Source organism: Pseudomonas sp. NY15364 (assembly GCF_048068235.1).
In the GTDB taxonomy this organism is placed as follows: domain Bacteria; phylum Pseudomonadota; class Gammaproteobacteria; order Pseudomonadales; family Pseudomonadaceae; genus Aquipseudomonas; species Aquipseudomonas mendocina_D.
This window is the reverse complement of the sequence record NZ_JBLUPX010000003.1, coordinates 213,487-232,367: the sequence shown is the minus strand read 5'-3', so window position 1 is coordinate 232,367 and position 18,881 is coordinate 213,487. Positions and strand designations below refer to the sequence as shown.

Sequence of the window (18,881 nt, the reverse complement as noted above, 5' to 3'; positions counted from 1 at the left end):
TGTCATGAAAGTCGCCATTGTCTCGGGTTCGGTCTACGGTACGGCCGAAGAAGTTGCACGCCACGCCGAGCGCCAGCTCAAGGCCGCCGGGTTGGATGCCTGGCACAAAGCGAATATGAGCCTCGAGGAGTTGCTGGCCTTCGCGCCGGACGCGTTCCTCACCGTGACGTCTACCACTGGCATGGGCGAACTGCCTGACAACCTGCTGCCGCTGTACAGCGAAATCCGTGACCGCTTGCCGGCCTGGAGCGGCAAACCGGCTGCGGTGTTGGCGCTGGGCGACTCCAGCTACGACACCTTCTGCGGCGGCGGCGAGCTGATTCGTGAGCTGTATGCGGAGCTGGGTCTGCGCGAAGTGGTAGAGATGCTGCGCCTGGATTCCAGTGAGACGGTGACCCCGGAAACCGATGCCGAGCCCTGGCTGCAAGCATTCGCTGCTGCGCTGAAGGCCTGACATGCACCCAATACCCTGAGCGGGTTTGAGCAGCCGATAAAAGCGGCGAATACCACACCATCGCACCGCGGCGCGCCAGCGCCGTGACCTGCAAAGCCATCAAGATGGCTGCCAGGGCAACTACCGCCAGCGGCGCGCCTGGCTAGACTGCGGACACCACCGATCAACAAGAATATCGAGGTGACCGCCGTGAATGCTCCGCTGAAACTCCCTGCTGTGAAGAATCTGGTTTCCGAGGCCGAATGGCGCGCGCGCGTCGATCTTGCTGCCTGCTACCGACTGATCGCCCTCTATGGCTGGGACGACCTGATCTTCACCCACATCTCCGCCAAGATTCCGGGCACCGAAGATTTTCTCATCAACCCCTATGGCCTGATGTTTCACGAAATCACCGCGTCGAGCCTGATCAAGGTCGACCTGGCGGGCAACAAGTTGATGGACAGCCCGTTCGACATCAACCCGGCCGGCTACACCATCCACAGCGCCGTGCACGAGGTGCGCCACGACGTCGGCTGCGTACTGCACATCCATACGCCTGCCGGTATTGCCGTATCGGCGCAGAAGCAGGGCTTGCTGCCGCTGTCGCAGCAGTCGCTGTTCGTCCTCGCTAGCCTGGCCTACCACGGCTATGAAGGGGTGGCGCTGAATCATGACGAGAAGGCGCGGCTGCAGGCGGATCTGGGCGACAAGAACTTCATGATCCTACCCAACCATGGGTTGCTTACTGCTTTCGGCGGCATCGCCGACGCTTTCCTGGGTATGTTCATCCTGCAGCGTGCCTGCGAGATCCAGATCATGGCGCAGAGCGGCGGAACCGAACTGATCCATATTCCGCAGCAGATTCTCGATGGTGCGCGGGCGATGATCGCCGGCGTGATGAAAACGCCGCAGGGCATGGGCGGCGCGCTGCCCTGGCCGGCGCTGTTGCGCAAGCTGGACCAGCAGATGCCGGGTTACGATCAGTGAGCGGGCTGCCAGACATCGCCCTGGATGATTGGCGCGCGCAAAGCCAGGCTTTTCACTTTCGTGGTCACACGATTCGTTACTGGACCGCTGGAGACACGCAAGCCCAGCCGCTACTGCTGATTCACGGCTTTCCCAGCGCCAGCTGGGACTGGCATCGCCTGTGGGCGCCGCTGGCCGAGCGTTACTGGCTGATCGCCTGCGACATGCTGGGCTTCGGTTATTCGGCCAAGCCGCGTGGGCACGCCTATAGCCTGCTGGAGCAGGCCGACCTGCAGCAGGCACTATTGGCCCATATCGACGAGCAGCGCGCGGTGCATGTGCTGGCCCATGATTACGGCGACAGCGTCGCGCAGGAGTTGATCGCGCGGCATCAGGAGGGGCGGTTACAACTGGCGAGTTGCGTGTTCCTCAATGGCGGCCTGTTCCCCGAAACGCATCATCCGGTGCGGGTGCAGAAGTTGCTGCTCGGGCCTCTGGGACCGCTGATCGGGCGTCTGTTTTCGCGGCGCAAGCTGGCGCAGAGTTTTGCCCGTATCTTCGGCCCGCACACCCAGGCCAGTGAGGCCGAACTGGATGCCCTATGGCAACTGGTGGCCCACAACAACGGCCCGGCGGTGATGCATCGTCTGATTCGCTACATGCCCGAGCGCCGCCAGCAGCGGCAACGCTGGGTGGCAGCGATGCAGGCGACGACCCTGCCGATGCGGGTGATCGATGGCGCCTTCGATCCCATTTCAGGAGCACATATGGTGACGCGTTACCGTGAGTTGATCGCCGACGCCGACACGGTGCTGCTCGACGGCATCGGCCACTATCCGCAGCTGGAAGCGCCGGCTGCGGTGCTTGATCATTACCTGCAATTTCGCCACGCAAGGAGCTTGCATGCGTAGACGTACCCTGTTGAAAGGTGCTGCGCTCGGTGGCGTCGCAGCGCTCGGAGTCGGTTACTGGGCGTTGCCTGCGGGGCCGCGACCGGCGGCTGTCAGCCTGGAGGGCGCGCGCCAGGTGTTGGCGGACCTGCACGGCAAGACGCTGCAAAGCCTGCGTGGCTGGAGTCCGGCCGAGGTGTTCAATCACTGCGCGCAGAGCATCGACTATTCCATCGACGGTTATCCCGAGCTTAAGCCGGCCTGGTTTCGTCACAGCGTCGGGCCAGCCGCATTCGCCGTGTTCAGCGCCCGTGGCGCCATGCGTCATCCGCTGGATGACGCGATCCCCGGCGCCGCCACGCTCAGCGAGCCGGCCAGTCAGGTGCTGGCGTTGCAGCGCTTGCAGGCGGCGTTCGAACGCTTTGCCGGTCACGCGGGCGAGCTACAACCGCACTTTGCCTACGGTGCGCTCGATCATGCCGAGTATGCCGAGGCGCACGTGCTGCACCTGTACAACCACCTGAGCTTGATCCGCATTGCTTGAGCACGCGTGAATTTGAACCAGTTGGCGCTGAAACAATTTTTGTCGAACCTCTGCCGCCGAGAGTGGCTCAGTAACTCTGTCACTCACAGGAAAGTAGAGGTTAACCATGAACAAGAAGTTATCTGCACTGCTGCTGAGCGGGATTCTGGGCGCGATGGCTTTGCCTGCCTTCGCTAGCAGCGACACCAATGCTCCGGGCACCCCGGGGACTACCACGCCGACCACTCCGGGCGACACCAATCCGATGAACCCGGGCGATGACGGTGAGGGCATCCCTCCTGTTCAGGGGGCCCAACACCGATGGCAACCCCGGTGGTGATGGGGCTGGTTCGGGTGATGGCAGCGGCGGCGACGGCTCGGGTTCCGGCGCCGGTAACTGAGCCGCATAAGGTCGCATTATCGGCCGTCATTCAGCAGCCCCGCGCGCCTTGTGAAGCGCGTGGGGCTGTTTGACACTCGGCGCATTAACAACCTGCCCCGAGGACGCTGTCGATGAGCGATGCCATCCGTTTCGAAGATCAAGTAGTCATAGTCACCGGTGCCGGCGGTGGCCTGGGCCGTGCCCACGCACTGTTGTTCGCCCGCCACGGTGCCAGGGTGGTGGTCAACGACCTCGGTGGTAGCACCCACGGTGAAGGAGCCAACGCCTCTGCTGCCGACAAGGTAGTGGAAGAGATTCGCGCCTTCGGTGGGACCGCGGTGGCCAACCATGATTCGGTGACTGACGGCGACAAGATCGTGCAGACCGCGCTGGATCATTTCGGTCGTGTCGACGTGCTGGTCAACAACGCCGGTATCCTGCGCGACAAGAGCTTCCACAAGATGGAAGATGCCGACTGGGATCTGGTTTACAAGGTCCATGTCGAAGGCGCCTACAAAACCACTCACGCTGCCTGGCCTCACTTGCGCGAGCAGAACTTCGGCCGGGTCATCTTCACCTCGTCCACATCTGGTATCTACGGCAACTTCGGTCAGAGCAACTACGGTATGGCCAAGCTCGGTCTGTACGGGCTGACGCGCACCCTGGCCATCGAAGGCCGCAAGAACAACATCCTGGTCAATGCCATCGCCCCCACCGGTGCCACGCGCATGACCGAAGGATTGATCCCGCCGCAGGTGTTCGAACAGCTCAAGCCCGAGCTGGTCAGCCCGTTGGTGGTGTATCTCGGTAGCGCCGCCTGCCAGGATACCGGTGGCCTGTTCGAGGTCGGCGGTGGTTGGGTTGGCAAGGTGCGCTGGGAGCGCAGCCTCGGCGCAGGTTTCGACCCCAAGGCCGGTTTCAGCCCGGACGACGTGGCGGCGCAGTGGCAACGCATCTGCGATTTCGAGGGCGCTGCGCACCCGGCGGATAACGTCGAAGCGCTCAAGGAAATGATGGCGAACCTGCAGAAGTACGCGCTCTAGGCCGCAGGCCATCACTGAAAGGCCGGTAGCGATCAGGCAACGCGGTGTTTCGTGGTCCGGCTCCGGGGCGAGGCTTGGCCAGGCCATGCCGCTCTGGTTCGCGGCGGGGCGCCGCTCCTACACAGTCGGTATATCGACGCTTGGCTTTTTGTTGAGTAGTACTCGGCTGTTACCTGTCGGAAGAAATAGGGGCGAATAATGGCGTTCGTTCCACCTACCTTCAGGAGACGATCATGGCTGCCAAGAAGATTCTCATGCTGGTCGGCGACTACGCCGAGGACTACGAAACCATGGTGCCGTTCCAGGCGCTGCAGATGGTTGGCCATACCGTGCATGCGGTCTGCCCGGACAAGGTAACCGGGCAGACGGTACGCACTGCCATTCACGATTTCGAGGGCGACCAGACCTACAGCGAAAAGCCCGGCCACAACTTCGCCCTCAACTATGATTTCGCCAAGGTGCGTGCCGACGATTACGACGCGCTGCTGGTGCCCGGTGGCCGTGCGCCCGAGTACCTGCGCCTGAACGCCGATGTCATTGCCTTGGTCAAGGCGTTCGCGGCGGCTGATAAGCCCATCGCTGCCGTCTGCCACGGTGCCCAGTTGCTGGCGGCAGCAGGGGTGCTGGAGGGACGTGAATGCAGCGCCTATCCTGCTTGTGCGCCGGAAGTGGCGCTGGCCGGTGGCAAGTACGTGGAAATCCCGGTGGACCAGGCGCACGTACAGGGCAAGCTGGTCAGCGCGCCGGCCTGGCCCGCGCATCCGGCATGGCTGGCAGCGTTTCTCAAGGTGCTCGGCACGGAAATTCGCCTGTAACCTCCGTAGCCGGATGTAATCCGGGGCAGCGCCATTGTCGGCATCCCTGGATTGCATCCGGGCTACGACGCTGCTGAGGAGATAAAGCCGATGTGCGAACTCTATGTAAAGGCTGACCCCATCCTCTACGAATCGCGCTCACGCTCATTGCGCATCCGCGGTGTGGTCACCACGTTGCGTCTGGAAAATCAGTTCTGGGACATCCTGCGCGAAATCGCCGAAGTCGATGGCATGACCACCAACCAGCTAATCGCCAAGCTGCATGACGAAGTCATGGATTTTCGCGGCGAAGTGGTCAATTTCGCCTCGTTCCTGCGTGTCAGCTGCACCCGCTACCTGGCACAGAAGGCCGGGCGTCAGGTGCCGCTGAGAGTGGTTGGGGCCAGCGGCTGAATCACTGGTACATCCAGAAGTTCGGATGTTCCTGCGCGTTCGGGGTGCTGGGTTGCTGGCTAGGCTGGGATGGTTGGAAGAAGCGTTTGATCAGGCTCATGCGACGTTACTCCTGTAGGGGTTGTTGAACAGGTGTGCATGATCGGAGATGCGCTTCGATTGATAAAACGGATTGTCTCTATCTTTGTGATTGGGTATGGCTATATCTGATCTTGATACGTGCCCTCGCGATCACTCAAGCATGGTTGCCGGGACGCCGGGGCAGGTGCACGCTGACGCGCAGGCCGCCAAGCGGTGACTCGTCCAGGGCGATGCTGCCCTGATGCAGTTCCACCACGCGGCGCACGATGGATAGCCCCAGGCCGGCGCCCTGGCCTTCACCAACGCGGAAGAATCGCTCGAACAAGCGCTCGCGCAATTCCACCGGGACGCCTGGGCCACTGTCGAGCACTTGCAGCACCAGTTCTTGCGGTGTGGCCTGGAGTTGCACCTGAATGCAGCCGCCTGCCGGGGTGTACTGCACGGCATTGCTCACCAGATTCTGCAGCAGGATACCCAGGCTGGGGCCGTCAGCCGGCAGCTGATAGTCGCCCGGCTCCTGGGCCTCGAGGATCAGCTCCTGGCCGCGATTGAGGGCCAACGGGGTCAGCTCGGCCAGTTCGCTTCGCAGGAACGCCAGCAGGTCGAGGTCATTCATGTTCAGGCGCACGCCATTGGGATCCAGCCGCGCCAGGGTCAGCAGTTGGGCGACCACGCGGGTGGCACGGTCGACGCCGCTACCCAACTGTTTCAACGCCTCTTCGCGGTCACCGGGGTCCGGCGCCTCCAGGGCGTTCTGCGCGTGGATGCGCAGCACCGCCAGCGGCGTGCGCAACTCGTGGGCGGCATCGGCGATGAAGCGCTTTTCCTGCTCGAGCAGCTGGTTGACCTGCATCAGCAGGCGATTGAGCGCAGCGGCCATCGGCTCCAGTTCGTTGGGCAGGGGCGGAAAGACCAGCGGCGCCAGGTTGTCCGGTGCGCGGCCGCGAATGGCATCGGCCATGCGCTTGAGCGGATAAAGGCCCCAACCCACGGTCAGCCACAGCAGCAGGCCGACAATGGGCAGGCCGATCAGCAGCGGTTGCAGGCTGCGTCGGGCGATCTTGCCGATCAACTCGCCGCGTACGTCCTCGCGCTCGCCCGCCAGTACCCAGTGGTAGTCGCGGCTGTCATGCAGGACGAACACCCGCCAGTTGTGCTCGCCGATGGTCAGGTTGTGGTAACCGATCAGGTAGCGAGCCAGCTGCGCTAGGCGTTCGCGCATCGGTTGGTCATCATTGGGCAGGGCCAGGCCGAGCTGCTGGATCATGTCGTTGAGCAGACCGGGTGGCGCGCTGGCAGACTGGAACAGTAGCTCGCCATCGTCGTCGAGCATCTGGAAGGCCAGCTTGCCTTCGTACTCGTGGCCGAGCAGGTTCTCCGGATTGCGCGAGCTGTGCAGCAGCAGGGCTTCATCGAGCACTGTCTGCATCTCACGGCGCTCGGTCTCGCTGAGGTCGTGGCGTACTAGGCCCATGAGCAGGCGGGCGGTCTGCGCCAGCTGCGCATCGAACAGCTCGCGTACTTCATGCACCGAGTCGTTGTAGATCTTGTGGCTGATCAACCCGAAGCTGGCCGCTACCAGCAGTAGCAGCAGGGCGAGCAGACGGGTGCGGATGGAGCCGAAGGTTTTCAGCAACCTCATTTGTCCACCAGATAACCGACGCCGCGTACCGTGCGGATCAGTTCCGGGAAGAATTTCTTGCGCAGGTGGTGCACGTGCACTTCCAGGGCGTTGCTTTCCACTTCCTCATCCCAGCCGTACAGCGCCTGTTGCAGCTTGTCGCGGGTCAGCACGCGGCCGGGCTGGATCAGCAACTCGTGCAGCAGGAGAAATTCCTTGCGTGGCAGGTTGATGGTCTGGCCCTGGTATTCGACCACCTGGCTGGCCGGGTCGAGGCTGATACCGCGGTACTCCAGCGCCGGTTGCGGTCGTTGGAAGCTACGCCGCAGCAGCGCACGCAGACGTGCCTTGAGCTCGGCGACGTCGAAAGGTTTGATCAGGTAGTCGTCGGCACCGGCATCGAGCCCGGCGATGCGGTCGCTGGTGGCATCACGCGCGGTCAGTATCAGCACCGGCACCGGATTGGCCGCGGCGCGCAGGTGCTTGAGCACCTGCAGGCCGTCCATGCGCGGCAGGCCGAGGTCGAGAATGGCCAGCTCGAAACTCTCATGGCTCAGCGCATGCAGCGCGCTGGCGCCATCCTGCAGCCAGTCTACGGTGTAGCCTTCGGGTTTCAGCGCGGTGCGAATGCCTTCGCCCAGGGCCTGATCGTCTTCGACGAGAAGAATGCGCATGGCAACTCCTGTAGGGATGCGTCTGAGTTACTGGAGTTTACTCTCGACTTGCCGCAAAAGCGCCGTGGCTTCTGCGCGGCGGCCCTTGTCGGCCAGTTCACGGCCGGGGCGATCCTTGGCGGCCAGGGCTTTCTCCAGGGCTACGCGGGATTCCTCGTAGCGTTTCTGCCGCTGCAGGAAGTCGCCATAGAAGTAATTCGGGTCGAGGCCGTCCGGGTTGATGGCCAGGGCCTGGGTAAGCATCTTCTCGGCCTTCTCGTCATCGCCGAAACCGATCGGCCAACCCGGAACCTGGTAGTACAGGCTACCGAGGCTGGTGTAGGCCGAGCCGGCCAGGGCTTGCGGATCGATGGCCAGGGCCTGTTCCAGGCTGGCCTTGGCTTCCTTGACCAGGCCCAGGGCGCCAAGACCACCCTTGGCGCCGGCCTCGGTGCTGAGGATGATGCCGCGCCAGATCAGCAGCTCCGGTGCCTTGGGCTCGCTGACCAGGGCCGCGTCGGCTTGCGTGACGAGCTTGGCGAAGGCCTCTTCACGCTGCTTCTCCGGCGTCTGGTAGTTGATCTCTGCCCAGCGTGTCTGCAACTGCTGCAACTGAGCCTGACCGTTGTCACTGAGGGCGAAGGCGGGCAGGGCGGTGAAACCGAGGGCGGCGATGATCAGGGTGCGAAATGCGTTCACGGGAAATCTCCTCAGTGCTTGTAGCGGGCAAAGCGTTGAATGATCGGCAACTGCTTGCGCAGTGCCTGGTCGACCACGCGTGGCAGCAGACCGTTGAGGCGCACGAACAGGCGTTCCGGCCAGCCCAGGTGACGTTCCTCCTGCTCGCGGCGGATGGTATCGAGCAGTTCCTCGGCCACCTGCGCGGGGGCGTCCATGGCCACGCCAAGCTCATCGTTCATCGCCACCACGCTAGGGGCGTTCATCGACGTGAGGGTGGCGCGCGGTGCGAAGTAGAGTACGCGTACGTGCGTGTCGGCCAGTTCGCGGCGCAGCGCCTCGGAGAAGCCGCGCACGGCGAATTTGCTGGCGCAGTAGGCAGCGAAGCCGGGGTAGCCGATGGCGCCAAAGGTGGATCCGACGTTGATCACCAGCGCACGCCGTTGCGCGCGCAGCAATGGCAGCAGGCGTTGGGTCAGTTGCAGCGTGGCGGTGACGTTGAGGCCGATCAGCTCGGCGATCTGCTGCTCGTCCTGCTGGTCGAGCAGGCCGAAGCGGTTGACTCCGGCCGCGTTGATCAGGCAGTTCAGCCCGCCAAAGTTCTGCGCCGCGGCGACCAGTGCATCACGGCCGCTGCGGGTGGCGATGTCGGCCTGCACCAGCTGCACGTTCTGCGGGAAGCGTTGCAGTAGTGGTTGCAGGGGCTCCAGACGACGGCCCACCAGCAGCAGATGGGCACCCTCGCTGGCCAGACGATGCGCCAGGGCCAGGCCGATGCCGCCACTGGCACCGGTAAGCAGGGCACGGCAATCCGTCGGTTGCATGACCTTACTCCTCGCTCGACAGCGGCAGGCTGCGGAACATGTCGCCGTACAGGCGGTAGACGACCTTCGCGGTGTGCACCACGGCGGCCTTGTCATCGTCGTTGTCCAGTTGGTTCATCAGCTTCTTGAAGAACTCGATGTGCTCCAGGTCCAGGCTGCCGTGGGAGTTGAGGTAGCTGAAGGCCTTGTTCGGCAACTGCAGCTTGTCCTGAATGATGCCCGCTGCCTGGGTGGCCAGGGCGATGCTGGTGCCTTCGAGCACGTTGACCATGCCGAAGAAACTCACCGGATTGTGCCGGGCGATGCGATCGTAGACGTAGGCCACCATCAACTCGGTCGGCAACTGCGGAGTGCCATGGCGCACCGCTTCCTTATCGGCACCACAGGCGGCGATGTCGTTGAGGATCCACTCCTGGTGGCCGGTTTCCTCCTCGATGTACTCGGCGATGGCCTCGCGCAGCCATTCCAGACGTTCCGGCAGGCGCGCACCGCAGGCCATCAACAGCGGCACGGTGTGCTTGACGTGGTGGTAGGCCTCGGTAAGGAAGGCGATGTAGCTGCGCAGGGCGACCTGGCCGGTCATGGCCTGCTGGATGATCGGTGCGCCTAGCAGGTAGTCGCGCTCGGCTTGGGTCTGGGCCAGCAGGGATTCGTAGAAGCTCATGCGTGTACTCCTTCTGCCACCAGGTCATGGATGGCGCTTTGGTAATGGTTGAACAGGGCAGCGCGGCGCAGGCGGCCATTGGCTGTAGCCAGGTCATTGCTCGCGCTGAAAGGGGCATCGGCGCGCAACCAGTGGTGCACGCGGGCGTAGTCCGGCAGGCCGTGATTGACGGCGTCCACGGCTTCCTGCAACTGCGCATCAGGGGTATTGGCGAAGCGCGGCACCAGTACCGCGACGTTGGCCGGCAACGCCTCGCCGTGCAGCCAGGCCTGGGCGATGGGCAGCTGTTGCACCAGCTCGGACTCGACCCATTCCGGGTTGACGTTGCGCCCGAAGGCGGTGATGAACTGATGTTTCTTGCGCCCGTGCAGCAACAGGAAACCGTGCTCGAAATGAGCGAGATCGCCGGTGCCCAACCATTCGCCTTGCGGCGCCGGCTCACCGAGGTAGCCAAGCATGCGGGCGCCCTTGACCAGCACTTCGCCGTCGGCTGCCAGGCTCACCTGCAGGTGGCCAAGCGGCTGGCCGGTGCTGCCGATGCGGCGCTGTTCGGGCGTGTTCAGGCACACCACCGAGGCGCATTCGGATAGCCCGTAACCTTCGAAGATCGGCAGACCCAACGCGTCGGCGCGCTCCAGCAACTGCGCGGAAACCCGGCCACCACCGACGGCGACGAAACGCAGCGAATGCGGTACCGGCAACTTGCGCTCGCTGGCGCTGACCAGCGCCAACAGCAGTTGTGGCAACAGGATCAGGCTGTGCGGTTGAGCAGCGTGCAGCGCCTGGAGAAAGCGCGCCAGGTCGAAGCCGCTGGCACCGGTCAGGCCGATCTGGGCCATGGGCATCAGTTCGATCCGGGCGCCGGCCAGCAGCGGCGCGTAAACCCCGGCGATGTTCTCCAGCAGGGTGGCCAGCGGCAGGATGCACAGGTGCCGCTGCACCGCGCGGCTGGCGCTGGCCTTGACCAGGCTGTCGGCCACCGCCAGCTGCGTCTCCAGATCCAGGCACACGCCCTTGGGTTGACCGGTGGTGCCGGAGGTGTAGGTGATCTTGCAGGTGCCGGCGTGCAGCTCGGCCGGTTGCGCCACCATGCGTCGATGAATGTCGTTCTCGACGGGGGCGAAACCAGGAGCGCCGTTGCCGATCAGGCAGTCGATGCCGGCACTGTCGAGCACATGACGCTGCTGCTCGGCAGAGAAGAACGCCGGCACCGGTACGCAGACCAGGCCTGCGTGCAGCACAGCCAGGTCCCACAACACCCAGTCGATGCCGTTGTCCAGGGCCAGTGCCACGCGGTGGGCGCCGAGGGCCCGCAGGTGCCTGCCTCGTGCGGTGACCGCACCGAGCAGCTCGGCGTAGGTGAGGGTGCGTTCGCCTTCGGCCAGGGCGATGTGCGTACCGAACTCGCCGAGGCGGGCGAAGAAGGACTCAGCTGCAGACCACATTGGGCATGTCCTCCACGGCATAGAGCGGTTGGTGGCCCAGGCGTGGATAGGCGCCCAGTTGCAGCAGACGCTGATGACCACCGTGAATGTCGCCGGCCATGACCAGTGGACGGTTGTCGTAGTAGCTGCCCCAGTCGGCCAGCTCCTCGCCCATACGTGCCGGGTCGGCCTCGCCGAGGGCAATGGGCGTCAGACCCAGGCGCTCGAAGCTGTTGAGCAGGGTCGGCGTGCCGGTGAAGGTGACCCAGCGAAAACCCAGCGCCACCAGCAGATCGGTCAGGGCGACGATAAGCAGGCGCGCGGCGCCGGGGCTGTCGGCGGCCAGGTTGCCGACTTCCACCAGTTCGCCACGACCGGGTTCGGTATTGCCCAGGCGCGACCCGATGGCGGTCTGGATCGGTTCGTTCAGGTAGCGTTCGAGGAACAGGGGGCCGCTGTTGCCGCTGCGCACGCCGACTGCGCCGAGCAACTGCCCGATCTGGTTTTCCAGGCCGAACAGGCAAGGCATGAAGTGACGGATACGTGCGCCGTGCTGCAGCTCGAAGCGCTGGCGGATGAACTGCTCCAGGGCAGCGCGACGGGCGCTGCCAGGGGAAGCCAGGTGGAGTTCGTAAGTATCGCCGCGCCCGATACGGGCAACGGGACGATCATGATGCGCCCAGGGTAGTTCCATGCTCGGAACCTCGGTGATGAACCTGGGGGCGATTGTGTGAGGGGTTGGCTTAACGCTGTATTAAGCCTTTGCAGAATGTTTCGGGCGCCTTCTGGCTGGGCGCCCTGTGCGGTGCGTGCCTCTCAGCCGACCTGGGCGATCCAGTCATTGAGGTTGTAGTAGTTGCTGATGCGCGCCACCTTGCCGTCCTTGATCTCGAAGAAGGCGCCGGCCGGCAGCACGTAGGTCTGGCCGTCTGCCGGTGGCAGGCCTTCGTCGTCGGCCAGATACTCACCGTGCACCACGAACTCGGCGGCAGCGCGGTCGCCGTCAGCGTTCTGCATCACCACGATGTCGGTCAGGCGCTCGCGGTAGCAGCGGTTCATCTTGTCCATGAAGGCGGCGAAGGTGGCCTTGCCGACCTGACGTTCGCCCTGGTTGATGTCGTGCACCACGTCGTCTGCCAGCAGGTCGAGGAAGGCGGGCATGTCGCCGGCGTTGAAGGCGGCGTAGTAGGCATGCACCAGTTCGGTGGCGGTCATGGTTAAGTTCCTTGCGTAGCGTGGTTAGTGGTTGCCTGGCTCGCATGATAAGTTCGCCGTTTACCGCTGGTATAGCTGCCGGCGTCACCCTGTTGCTGGCGAGCGACTGCAATGAATATCCAACTGCTGCGGGGCGTGGAAATCGAGCCTCATATCGATGACCTCGCGCGCCTGCGCATCGCGGTGTTCCGCGAGTTTCCCTACCTCTACGACGGCAGTCTCGACTATGAGGCCGAGTACCTGGCCACGTACGTGCGCAGTGCCGATAGCCTGTGCGTGTTGGTGCATGACGAAGGGCGTGTGGTTGGTGCTTCCACGGCGCTGCCGCTGCAGGACGAAACCGAGGAATTTCAGCAGCCGTTCCTTACGGCGGGCTGGAACCCAGCGCGGATTTTCTACTGCGCCGAGTCGGTGGTGTTGCCGGCCTGGCGCGGGCGTGGCCTGGGCGTGCGCTTCTTCGTCGAGCGCGAGGCCCATGCGCGCAAGCTGGGCGGCTTCGACTGGTGCGCCTTCTGCGCCGTGCAGCGCCCCGTCGATCATCCGAGGCGGCCAGCCGACTATCAACCGCTGGACGCCTTCTGGGCGCGCCGCGGCTATCGCCATCACCCCGAATTGCACACCTATTACCACTGGCGCGATCTGGATGAAGCCGAGGAGTCGGCCAAACCCATGTCGTTCTGGTTGAAGGAGCTCGCTTCATGATCAAGGTTGCCGCCTGCCAATATCACATCGACCTGTTCGTCACCTGGGACGAATATGCCGAGCACCTCACCACGCTGTGTGAGGACGCAGCCGGGCAGGGCGCCGAGCTGCTGCTGCTGCCGGAATACGCCGGCCTGGTGCTGACCGGCCAGTTGCAAGAAGCCGAGCGCGGCGATCTGCAGGGCTCCATCGCCGGCATCCAGCCGCTGCTGCCACGCTGGTTGGAACTGTGCGAGAGCTTGGCGCGGCGGTTGAATATCTACCTGCAGCCCGGTTCGGTGGCGGTGCTGGATGATGACGGCATCTATCGCAATCGCGCTTGGCTGTTCGGTCCGGACGGCTGCCTGGGCACTCAGGACAAGCTGATCATGACCCGCTTCGAGCTTGAACAGTGGCACATCGCAGCGGGTAACGGCCTCAAGGTGTTCGATACAGATTTGGGCAAGCTGGGCATCCTGATCTGCTACGACAATGAGTTTCCGCTGCTGGCGCATACCCTGGCCGAAGCCGGGGTCGACCTGATTCTCGCGCCCAGTTGCACCGACACCGTGGCCGGTTTTCACCGCGTGCGTATCGGCGCCCAGGCCCGTGCGCTGGAGAACCAGATCGCCGTGCTGCATTCGCCCACCGTCGGCCTGGCACCCTGGTCGCCGTCGCTGGACGAAGGCTATGGCCGCGCCTCGCTGTACGTACCATCGGACTACGGCATGCCGGCCAGCGGCATCGTCGCCGAGAGCGAGGAGCTATGCCCCAAGCGCAGCCACTGGCTGATCTGCGAACTGGATCTGGATGAGGTGCGCCGCGTGCGTGAGCAAGGCCAGGTGTTTACCCGTCGTGACTGGCCACGGCAGTTCGATGACGGCCGGCTGGTGCTACGTTGAACGCCCCGCAGGCCCTGCCGGATTCGCCCCAGGCCGCCTATCAGCGTGCGCTTGCTGCCGGTTTCGTGGTCGATGCCGCGCAGCGCCGTGCGGTCGAGGCGCTGCAGCACTGTCATGAGGCTGTCGAGCGAGGTGAGCGGCCCCTTGGCGTCTACCTCTGGGGGCCGGTCGGGCGTGGCAAGACCTGGCTGATGGACAGCTTTTTCAACGCTTTGCGCGTGCCGGCGCGGCGGCAGCATTTTCATCACTTCATGCAATGGGTGCATCGCCGGCAGTTTCAGCTCACTGGCAATGCCGACCCGCTGCGCCTGCTGGCCGAGGAGCTGGGACGTGAGGTGCGCGTGCTGTGCTTCGACGAGCTGTTCGTCAGCGATATCGGCGATGCCATGCTGCTCGGCCGCCTGCTCAGTCTGGTCGTGGAGCAGGGTATGGTGCTGGTGGCGACCTCCAACCAGCCGCCGGATCAGCTCTACGCCGAGGGCTACAACCGCGAGCGCTTCCTTCCGGCTGTCGCCGCGCTCACGGCGCATATGCAGGTGGTGGCGGTCGACGGCGAGCAGGATCACCGCCTGCATCCCGGTGCAGAAGTGCAGCGCTATTGGGTACGGCAGCCGCAGGCGTTGGGTGAGCTGTTCGCTCGTTTGAACGAGGGGCAGGTCATCAGCCGTGAGCCAGTGGAGCTGGCCCATCGCAGCGTTTCGACCCTTGGCCATAGTCCGGCAGCACTGTGGTGTCGTTTCCGTGATCTGTGCGAGCTGCCATTGGCAGCGGTGGATTTCATCGAATTGTGCGAGCGCTTTCCGGCCATCCTGCTTGGCGAAGTGCCGCGCCTGGGTGGCGAGCAACGCGAGGGGCGCATCGCCCGTGGCACCGAGGACGGTGCCGAGCGGGTCGATGCCGGGGATCGGCAATTGCCGGCTTTGTCTCGTAACGACGATGCGGTGCGCCGCTTCATCGCCCTGGTCGACGAGTGCTACGACCGTCGCGTGCCACTCTACATCGAGGCCGCGGTGGCCCTGGATGAACTCTACACTCAGGGCTACCTCGATTTTGCCTTCCGCCGTACGCTCAGTCGCCTGCGCGAGATGCAACTGCAGCGCTTCGGCGCCAGCTGATTCAGCCGGCCAGATACTGCTCGATCGAAACCACGTTCGCGTAGGCGAAGGCCAGTGCGGCCATATAGGCGGCGTGAACCTGAGCAGCCGCAATCGATTGCCCTTCGAATTCCTGGTCACGCGTTGCGCAGGCATCGTGGATCACCGTGGTGGCGTAGCCGAAGTCGCTGCTGGCGCGGGCTGCGGCATCGATACACATGTGGCTCATGGCGCCGACCAGCGTCACCTGCTCGATACCGGCGGCGTCGAGTTGAGCCTTGAGGTCGGTGCCGAGAAAGGCGTTGACCTGATGCTTGAGCACCACCACTTCGCTCGCCAGCGGCTGCACCTGCGGATGGATGTTCGCACCAGCGCTGCCGGGAACGAAGAAGGGCGCGTCGGCGCTTTCGAATTCATGGCGTACATGGATCACCTTATCGCCCGCCTGGCGTGCTGCCGCCAGCACGCGGGCGGCGTTGGCGGTTGCTCCGTCCATGCCTTCGAGCGACCACTTGCCGCCGGCAAAATAGTCGTTCTGGATGTCGATCAGGATCAGGGCGCGCTTGCTCATGGTTGTCTCCGTGGGATGATGTGCGGCAAACCTTATCGCCCTGGCGCGCCTGCGAGGATGGGCGCGGCCGACAATCTGCGGGGAAAAATTGACAATGAGCGAGCGCTGTCTGGAGATTGGCCTGTTGCGCTACCCCGGTGCCCAGCTGGCAGCGGTGTATGGTCTGGGCGATTTGTTCGCGGTGGCCAATCGCATGGCCGCCGGGCAGGGGCGTGAGGGGTTGCCTCGGCTGCGGGTCAGTCACTGGCAGGCCGATGAAACAGGACAGCTTCAGCGTATGTTCGACAGTCTGCCGCAGGCCGAGTGTACGCCGCAGGTGGTGATCTTGCCGCCCTGTCTGGACGATACTGCCGAGCAGCCGCTCGCGGCCGTCTACCGTGATTGGTTGCGTGCACAGCACGGCGCCGGCGTGCTGCTGGCTTCGGTCTGTGCCGGTGCCTTTGCACTGGCCGAGTCCGGTTTGCTCGATGGGCGCACGGTGACTACCCACTGGGCGCTGGCAGCGCAGATGGCGGCGCGTTTTCCGCAGGTGCAGGTACTGCCCGAACGCATGGTGATCGATGACGGTGACCTGATCACCGCCGGTGGTCTGATGGCCTGGACCGATCTCGGTCTGGCCATTGTTACTCGCCTGCTGGGGCCGACCATCGCCGCCGAGACGGCGCGCTTTCTGGTGGTGGACCTGAACCGCGAATCGCAGCGCCATTTCAGCAGCTTCGCGCCCAGCCTCGATCACGGCGATGCCGCAGTGCTTGCCGTGCAGCGCTGGTTGCAGGGGGAGGAGGGCGCCGAGGCGAGCCTGGCCGATATGGCCGCGCGTGCCGGGCTGGGGGAGCGCACCTTTCTGCGTCGCTTTCGCGCCGCCACCGGGCTGAAGCCCACCGAGTACTGCCAGCAGCTGCGTGTGAGCAAGGCGCGTGAAATGCTCGAGTTCACTCGCCAGAGCATCGACCAGGTGGCCTGGCAGGTGGGGTATCGCGACAGTGGCGCGTTTCGCAAGGTCTTCACTCGTCTGGTGGGCCTGTCGCCTGGCGATTACCGGCGGCGTTTCGGCACCACTGCGCGTTAGACCGAGTCTTCCGCCGCCAGGCCCGCTGGATTATCGCGAGTCGGCATGGCAAGAACTTCTGGCAGTACTTCGCGGGCGAAAACCTTGTGCAGTCGGCGCAGCTCGGCCACCGGGTGGAGGTGATGGTCAACGCGGATGTCCCACAGCGGATACTCCTCCTGATCGACCACATAGATCACCGCCGAGGACTCACCGTGGCGGTCGCCGCCGCAGCGGTCGCCAGCGGCCAGGGCTTCGATCAGTCGCTCGATCAGTGGGCGTTTCTCCGCGTGGCGGAAGGCTTCGGCCACGGCGTCCAGAACCTGCGGGCCGACCAGGCGATTGCCCTGCACGGAGAACTGTTTGCCGCTCAGCGAGCCGGCCCAGGGCAGGCACTTGTCGCCGGTCCAGCACAGGCTGTCACCCTGAGCGTCGATCAGCGCGCATTGGCGCAGTTCCATGCACGGATCGGTGTCTTTGAGCCGCTCCAGCACTTCCTTAGCCGATAACCCTTGACGCAGTAGCGCCAGTCCATCCAGACCCAGATAGGGGTTGACCTGCGCCTGTGTGGCTACCGCCCCTGCACCGGCAGCAGCATGGCTGAGCAGTTTGCCGACGGCGGGCATGGCAGTGGCCGCTGCAACGCCGAACTGTCCGCTGCGCGGGCAGCGGGCAACGATGGAAAAGGTCATGGCAACTCCTTGGCGGTTTCCCGGTTAGGCCACTCCTGGGCAGGTATCGTTCCGCTTGCCAGCCTATGCCGACGTGATCGATGCCAGTGCGCCTCGCGCGTTGCTCAGTGAGAGGCCGGTCAGAATTGCCCCTTCGTCGATGCTGAGCCCCCGTTCATATACCTGCCTGCGGGATGGCGGCAGGCCGGGTTTTAACCCAGGCCAGAAAGGTGTCAGCTCTCGCACCGCATCAAGCATCCACAGCATAAGCCTGAACTTGTGTCGATCTAGCATCCTGGGTGCGATATTTGATTGCAGGGTAATATTAGCCCGGCAATTTAACAGGGCAAGTAGCGATCAATCTCTATATCCATAAGTCATTGAATTTAATGGTTTTTTGTGAGTGCTTGAGATGTGCTATTTGATTACCGCGTTAATAAGTAATTGTTCGGAGTTGTTTTGCGAGTTTTTATCTAAATATTCCCATCCGAAAATGCTTCAAATACATCAGGGCCAGAAGATGCATTGTCGATCATTCTTAGTATGTGCCTTGGAATCTCAGGTGCTTCTTTGTCGAACAAGCCACATTTGCGCAGAGCCGTAAACAAGGACATTTGTGGTGGTAATCGCTCCAGATAGGTTCGCACGCAGCAGGGCACATGGTCGCGATTGGCGGATACGCCAATCTTCACGCCGTACAGCCGGGTCCAGCGGTGTGAGTAGTCGGGATAGAGCACTGTCTGCGTAACCTCTATGCCTGCGCTGTATTCGTAGTCATTGAGAAAGATTCGGTCACCCGTCATCAATGCCGTGCCTTGATAGCGGTAGTGCCGTTTGCATACGCGATCAAAGGGCCCCATGCGTTCAAAACGTCGGTAGTAGAAGTGGTTGCCATTCGAGGTCACAGCCACCAAGGCCCGCACAATCTGCCCTCGTGAGGACATCGAGTAGTAGTACTCGAAGAACAGGCCCGTGAGATTGGCGATACGGGGGTCATTCCTGTTGAAAATCAGATCGACATGCTGCCGCAGCGTTTGCATGAACGAGCTGGAGGCGAGGCCGCGTCTTTTGACGATCTGTGCGAACTCGTCTTCGGGCATCAGAATCTCGTGGGGCTCTACTCCGAAGTAGTCGCAGATGCGCCTCAGCATTGCGCCTCGCGGGAAGGATGTGCCGGCAAGATACCTGTTGAACTGGCTGCGATTGATCTTCAGATCCTGAGCGACCCGGGAGATAGAAGGGCGATAGCTGCACAGCAGGCGAAGGTTAGAACTGAGATTTTGCATGATGCTTTTTGTCTCTTTAAGAG

The 18,881-nt window shown here is 63.4% G+C and carries 23 protein-coding genes; 12 read left to right on the top strand and 11 right to left on the bottom strand.

The annotated features are described in order from the left end of the window. Positions 1 to 4: 4 nt before the first annotated feature. The 8 genes from ACNFCJ_RS04655 (at position 5) to ACNFCJ_RS04620 (ending at position 5,445) form a co-directional block, all read left to right on the top strand. Positions 5 to 454 carry a flavodoxin gene (locus ACNFCJ_RS04655; RefSeq protein WP_099525688.1) on the top strand — a complete coding sequence of 150 codons (450 nt, stop codon included), beginning with the start codon at positions 5 to 7 and terminating at the stop codon, positions 452 to 454. A 189-nt stretch (positions 455 to 643) separates the two neighbouring features. Then, entirely contained in the window at positions 644 to 1,420 is a 777-nt protein-coding gene (locus ACNFCJ_RS04650) for a class II aldolase/adducin family protein (RefSeq protein ID WP_416770057.1), read from the top strand. Next, positions 1,417 to 2,310, top strand: a complete 894-nt coding sequence (locus ACNFCJ_RS04645; protein ID WP_416770056.1) for an alpha/beta fold hydrolase — start codon at positions 1,417 to 1,419, stop codon at positions 2,308 to 2,310. Before ACNFCJ_RS04650 ends, ACNFCJ_RS04645 begins: the two co-directional genes overlap by 4 nt. Beyond that, positions 2,303 to 2,833, top strand: coding sequence for a DUF1569 domain-containing protein (locus ACNFCJ_RS04640; protein ID WP_179574196.1), 531 nt, complete (start codon positions 2,303 to 2,305; stop codon positions 2,831 to 2,833). The genes ACNFCJ_RS04645 and ACNFCJ_RS04640 overlap by 8 nt, the downstream gene beginning before the upstream one ends. 106 nt (positions 2,834 to 2,939) lie before the next feature. Next, positions 2,940 to 3,152: a hypothetical protein gene (locus ACNFCJ_RS04635; protein WP_416770055.1), complete on the top strand. Its 213-nt coding sequence runs from the start codon at positions 2,940 to 2,942 to the stop codon at positions 3,150 to 3,152. Between the two features lie 173 nt (positions 3,153 to 3,325). After that, positions 3,326 to 4,237: an SDR family oxidoreductase gene (locus ACNFCJ_RS04630; RefSeq protein WP_416770054.1), complete on the top strand. Its 912-nt coding sequence runs from the start codon at positions 3,326 to 3,328 to the stop codon at positions 4,235 to 4,237. Positions 4,238 to 4,467: 230 nt separating this feature from the next. Next, a complete protein-coding gene (locus tag ACNFCJ_RS04625; protein WP_172480669.1) occupies positions 4,468 to 5,052 on the top strand; it encodes a DJ-1/PfpI family protein in 585 nt (194 codons plus the stop codon). A 90-nt stretch (positions 5,053 to 5,142) separates the two neighbouring features. Further along, positions 5,143 to 5,445 carry a ribbon-helix-helix domain-containing protein gene (locus ACNFCJ_RS04620; protein ID WP_017675012.1) on the top strand — a complete coding sequence of 101 codons (303 nt, stop codon included), beginning with the start codon at positions 5,143 to 5,145 and terminating at the stop codon, positions 5,443 to 5,445. A 235-nt stretch (positions 5,446 to 5,680) separates the two neighbouring features. Here the strand turns inward: ACNFCJ_RS04620 and ACNFCJ_RS04615 are convergent, their stop codons facing one another. From ACNFCJ_RS04615 to ACNFCJ_RS04580, 8 genes are all read right to left on the bottom strand, one after another. After that, entirely contained in the window at positions 5,681 to 7,168 is a 1,488-nt protein-coding gene (locus tag ACNFCJ_RS04615) for an ATP-binding protein (protein WP_416770052.1), read from the bottom strand. Continuing rightward, complete coding sequence (locus ACNFCJ_RS04610; protein WP_106734472.1) at positions 7,165 to 7,821, bottom strand: response regulator transcription factor; 657 nt, start codon at positions 7,819 to 7,821, stop codon at positions 7,165 to 7,167. Before ACNFCJ_RS04610 ends, ACNFCJ_RS04615 begins: the two co-directional genes overlap by 4 nt. 27 nt (positions 7,822 to 7,848) lie before the next feature. Further along, positions 7,849 to 8,499 (bottom strand): tetratricopeptide repeat protein, encoded by a 651-nt coding sequence (locus ACNFCJ_RS04605; protein WP_416770049.1) that lies wholly within the window; start codon positions 8,497 to 8,499, stop codon positions 7,849 to 7,851. A gap of 11 nt (positions 8,500 to 8,510) precedes the next feature. Then, complete coding sequence (locus ACNFCJ_RS04600) at positions 8,511 to 9,302, bottom strand: SDR family oxidoreductase (RefSeq protein ID WP_416770048.1); 792 nt, start codon at positions 9,300 to 9,302, stop codon at positions 8,511 to 8,513. Positions 9,303 to 9,306: 4 nt separating this feature from the next. Then, positions 9,307 to 9,966 (bottom strand): TenA family transcriptional regulator, encoded by a 660-nt coding sequence (locus ACNFCJ_RS04595; protein ID WP_106734475.1) that lies wholly within the window; start codon positions 9,964 to 9,966, stop codon positions 9,307 to 9,309. Further along, positions 9,963 to 11,411 carry an AMP-binding protein gene (locus tag ACNFCJ_RS04590; RefSeq protein WP_416770046.1) on the bottom strand — a complete coding sequence of 483 codons (1,449 nt, stop codon included), beginning with the start codon at positions 11,409 to 11,411 and terminating at the stop codon, positions 9,963 to 9,965. Before ACNFCJ_RS04590 ends, ACNFCJ_RS04595 begins: the two co-directional genes overlap by 4 nt. Next, positions 11,395 to 12,084, bottom strand: a complete 690-nt coding sequence (locus tag ACNFCJ_RS04585) for a thermostable hemolysin (RefSeq protein ID WP_416770045.1) — start codon at positions 12,082 to 12,084, stop codon at positions 11,395 to 11,397. Before ACNFCJ_RS04585 ends, ACNFCJ_RS04590 begins: the two co-directional genes overlap by 17 nt. A 122-nt stretch (positions 12,085 to 12,206) precedes the next feature. Continuing rightward, positions 12,207 to 12,605, bottom strand: coding sequence for a nuclear transport factor 2 family protein (locus tag ACNFCJ_RS04580; protein WP_416770043.1), 399 nt, complete (start codon positions 12,603 to 12,605; stop codon positions 12,207 to 12,209). Between the two features lie 111 nt (positions 12,606 to 12,716). Between ACNFCJ_RS04580 and ACNFCJ_RS04575 the strand changes: the two genes are divergently transcribed. From ACNFCJ_RS04575 to zapE, 3 genes are read left to right on the top strand one after another with little or no spacing between them, the layout of a single operon-like run. Beyond that, on the top strand, positions 12,717 to 13,307 hold the full coding sequence (locus tag ACNFCJ_RS04575; RefSeq protein ID WP_416770041.1) for a GNAT family N-acetyltransferase: 591 nt from the start codon (positions 12,717 to 12,719) through the stop codon (positions 13,305 to 13,307). Next, on the top strand, positions 13,304 to 14,188 hold the full coding sequence (locus tag ACNFCJ_RS04570) for a carbon-nitrogen hydrolase family protein (protein ID WP_416770040.1): 885 nt from the start codon (positions 13,304 to 13,306) through the stop codon (positions 14,186 to 14,188). Before ACNFCJ_RS04575 ends, ACNFCJ_RS04570 begins: the two co-directional genes overlap by 4 nt. Further along, the gene (zapE, locus tag ACNFCJ_RS04565) at positions 14,185 to 15,303 is read left to right on the top strand and encodes a cell division protein ZapE (protein WP_416770038.1); all 1,119 of its coding nucleotides are present in this window, start codon (positions 14,185 to 14,187) and stop codon (positions 15,301 to 15,303) included. The genes ACNFCJ_RS04570 and zapE overlap by 4 nt, the downstream gene beginning before the upstream one ends. A 1-nt stretch (position 15,304) precedes the next feature. Here the strand turns inward: zapE and ACNFCJ_RS04560 are convergent, their stop codons facing one another. Continuing rightward, positions 15,305 to 15,853 carry a cysteine hydrolase family protein gene (locus tag ACNFCJ_RS04560; RefSeq protein WP_416770037.1) on the bottom strand — a complete coding sequence of 183 codons (549 nt, stop codon included), beginning with the start codon at positions 15,851 to 15,853 and terminating at the stop codon, positions 15,305 to 15,307. Between the two features lie 94 nt (positions 15,854 to 15,947). Here ACNFCJ_RS04560 and ACNFCJ_RS04555 point away from each other — a divergent pair, with 94 nt between their 5' ends. After that, complete coding sequence (locus ACNFCJ_RS04555) at positions 15,948 to 16,922, top strand: GlxA family transcriptional regulator (RefSeq protein WP_416770035.1); 975 nt, start codon at positions 15,948 to 15,950, stop codon at positions 16,920 to 16,922. Here the strand turns inward: ACNFCJ_RS04555 and ACNFCJ_RS04550 are convergent. Continuing rightward, positions 16,919 to 17,593, bottom strand: a complete 675-nt coding sequence (locus ACNFCJ_RS04550; RefSeq protein WP_416770033.1) for a DUF1028 domain-containing protein — start codon at positions 17,591 to 17,593, stop codon at positions 16,919 to 16,921. The two genes, ACNFCJ_RS04555 and ACNFCJ_RS04550, sit on opposite strands and share 4 nt — an antisense overlap. A gap of 452 nt (positions 17,594 to 18,045) precedes the next feature. Beyond that, positions 18,046 to 18,858 carry a helix-turn-helix domain-containing protein gene (locus ACNFCJ_RS04545; protein ID WP_416770031.1) on the bottom strand — a complete coding sequence of 271 codons (813 nt, stop codon included), beginning with the start codon at positions 18,856 to 18,858 and terminating at the stop codon, positions 18,046 to 18,048. Positions 18,859 to 18,881: the final 23 nt, after the last annotated feature.

Coding starts and splice junctions, on each gene's coding strand:
- ACNFCJ_RS04655 (WP_099525688.1), top strand. CDS start 5: ATGAAAGTCGCCATTGTCTCGGGTTCGGTCTACGGTACGGCCGAAGAA.
- ACNFCJ_RS04640 (WP_179574196.1), top strand. CDS start 2,303: ATGCGTAGACGTACCCTGTTGAAAGGTGCTGCGCTCGGTGGCGTCGCA.
- ACNFCJ_RS04635 (WP_416770055.1), top strand. CDS start 2,940: ATGAACAAGAAGTTATCTGCACTGCTGCTGAGCGGGATTCTGGGCGCG.
- ACNFCJ_RS04630 (WP_416770054.1), top strand. CDS start 3,326: ATGAGCGATGCCATCCGTTTCGAAGATCAAGTAGTCATAGTCACCGGT.
- ACNFCJ_RS04620 (WP_017675012.1), top strand. CDS start 5,143: ATGTGCGAACTCTATGTAAAGGCTGACCCCATCCTCTACGAATCGCGC.
- ACNFCJ_RS04615 (WP_416770052.1), bottom strand. CDS start 7,168: ATGAGGTTGCTGAAAACCTTCGGCTCCATCCGCACCCGTCTGCTCGCC.
- ACNFCJ_RS04610 (WP_106734472.1), bottom strand. CDS start 7,821: ATGCGCATTCTTCTCGTCGAAGACGATCAGGCCCTGGGCGAAGGCATT.
- ACNFCJ_RS04600 (WP_416770048.1), bottom strand. CDS start 9,302: ATGCAACCGACGGATTGCCGTGCCCTGCTTACCGGTGCCAGTGGCGGC.
- ACNFCJ_RS04595 (WP_106734475.1), bottom strand. CDS start 9,966: ATGAGCTTCTACGAATCCCTGCTGGCCCAGACCCAAGCCGAGCGCGAC.
- ACNFCJ_RS04590 (WP_416770046.1), bottom strand. CDS start 11,411: ATGTGGTCTGCAGCTGAGTCCTTCTTCGCCCGCCTCGGCGAGTTCGGT.
- ACNFCJ_RS04585 (WP_416770045.1), bottom strand. CDS start 12,084: ATGGAACTACCCTGGGCGCATCATGATCGTCCCGTTGCCCGTATCGGG.
- ACNFCJ_RS04580 (WP_416770043.1), bottom strand. CDS start 12,605: ATGACCGCCACCGAACTGGTGCATGCCTACTACGCCGCCTTCAACGCC.
- ACNFCJ_RS04575 (WP_416770041.1), top strand. CDS start 12,717: ATGAATATCCAACTGCTGCGGGGCGTGGAAATCGAGCCTCATATCGAT.
- ACNFCJ_RS04570 (WP_416770040.1), top strand. CDS start 13,304: ATGATCAAGGTTGCCGCCTGCCAATATCACATCGACCTGTTCGTCACC.
- ACNFCJ_RS04560 (WP_416770037.1), bottom strand. CDS start 15,853: ATGAGCAAGCGCGCCCTGATCCTGATCGACATCCAGAACGACTATTTT.
- ACNFCJ_RS04555 (WP_416770035.1), top strand. CDS start 15,948: ATGAGCGAGCGCTGTCTGGAGATTGGCCTGTTGCGCTACCCCGGTGCC.
- ACNFCJ_RS04550 (WP_416770033.1), bottom strand. CDS start 17,593: ATGACCTTTTCCATCGTTGCCCGCTGCCCGCGCAGCGGACAGTTCGGC.
- ACNFCJ_RS04545 (WP_416770031.1), bottom strand. CDS start 18,858: ATGCAAAATCTCAGTTCTAACCTTCGCCTGCTGTGCAGCTATCGCCCT.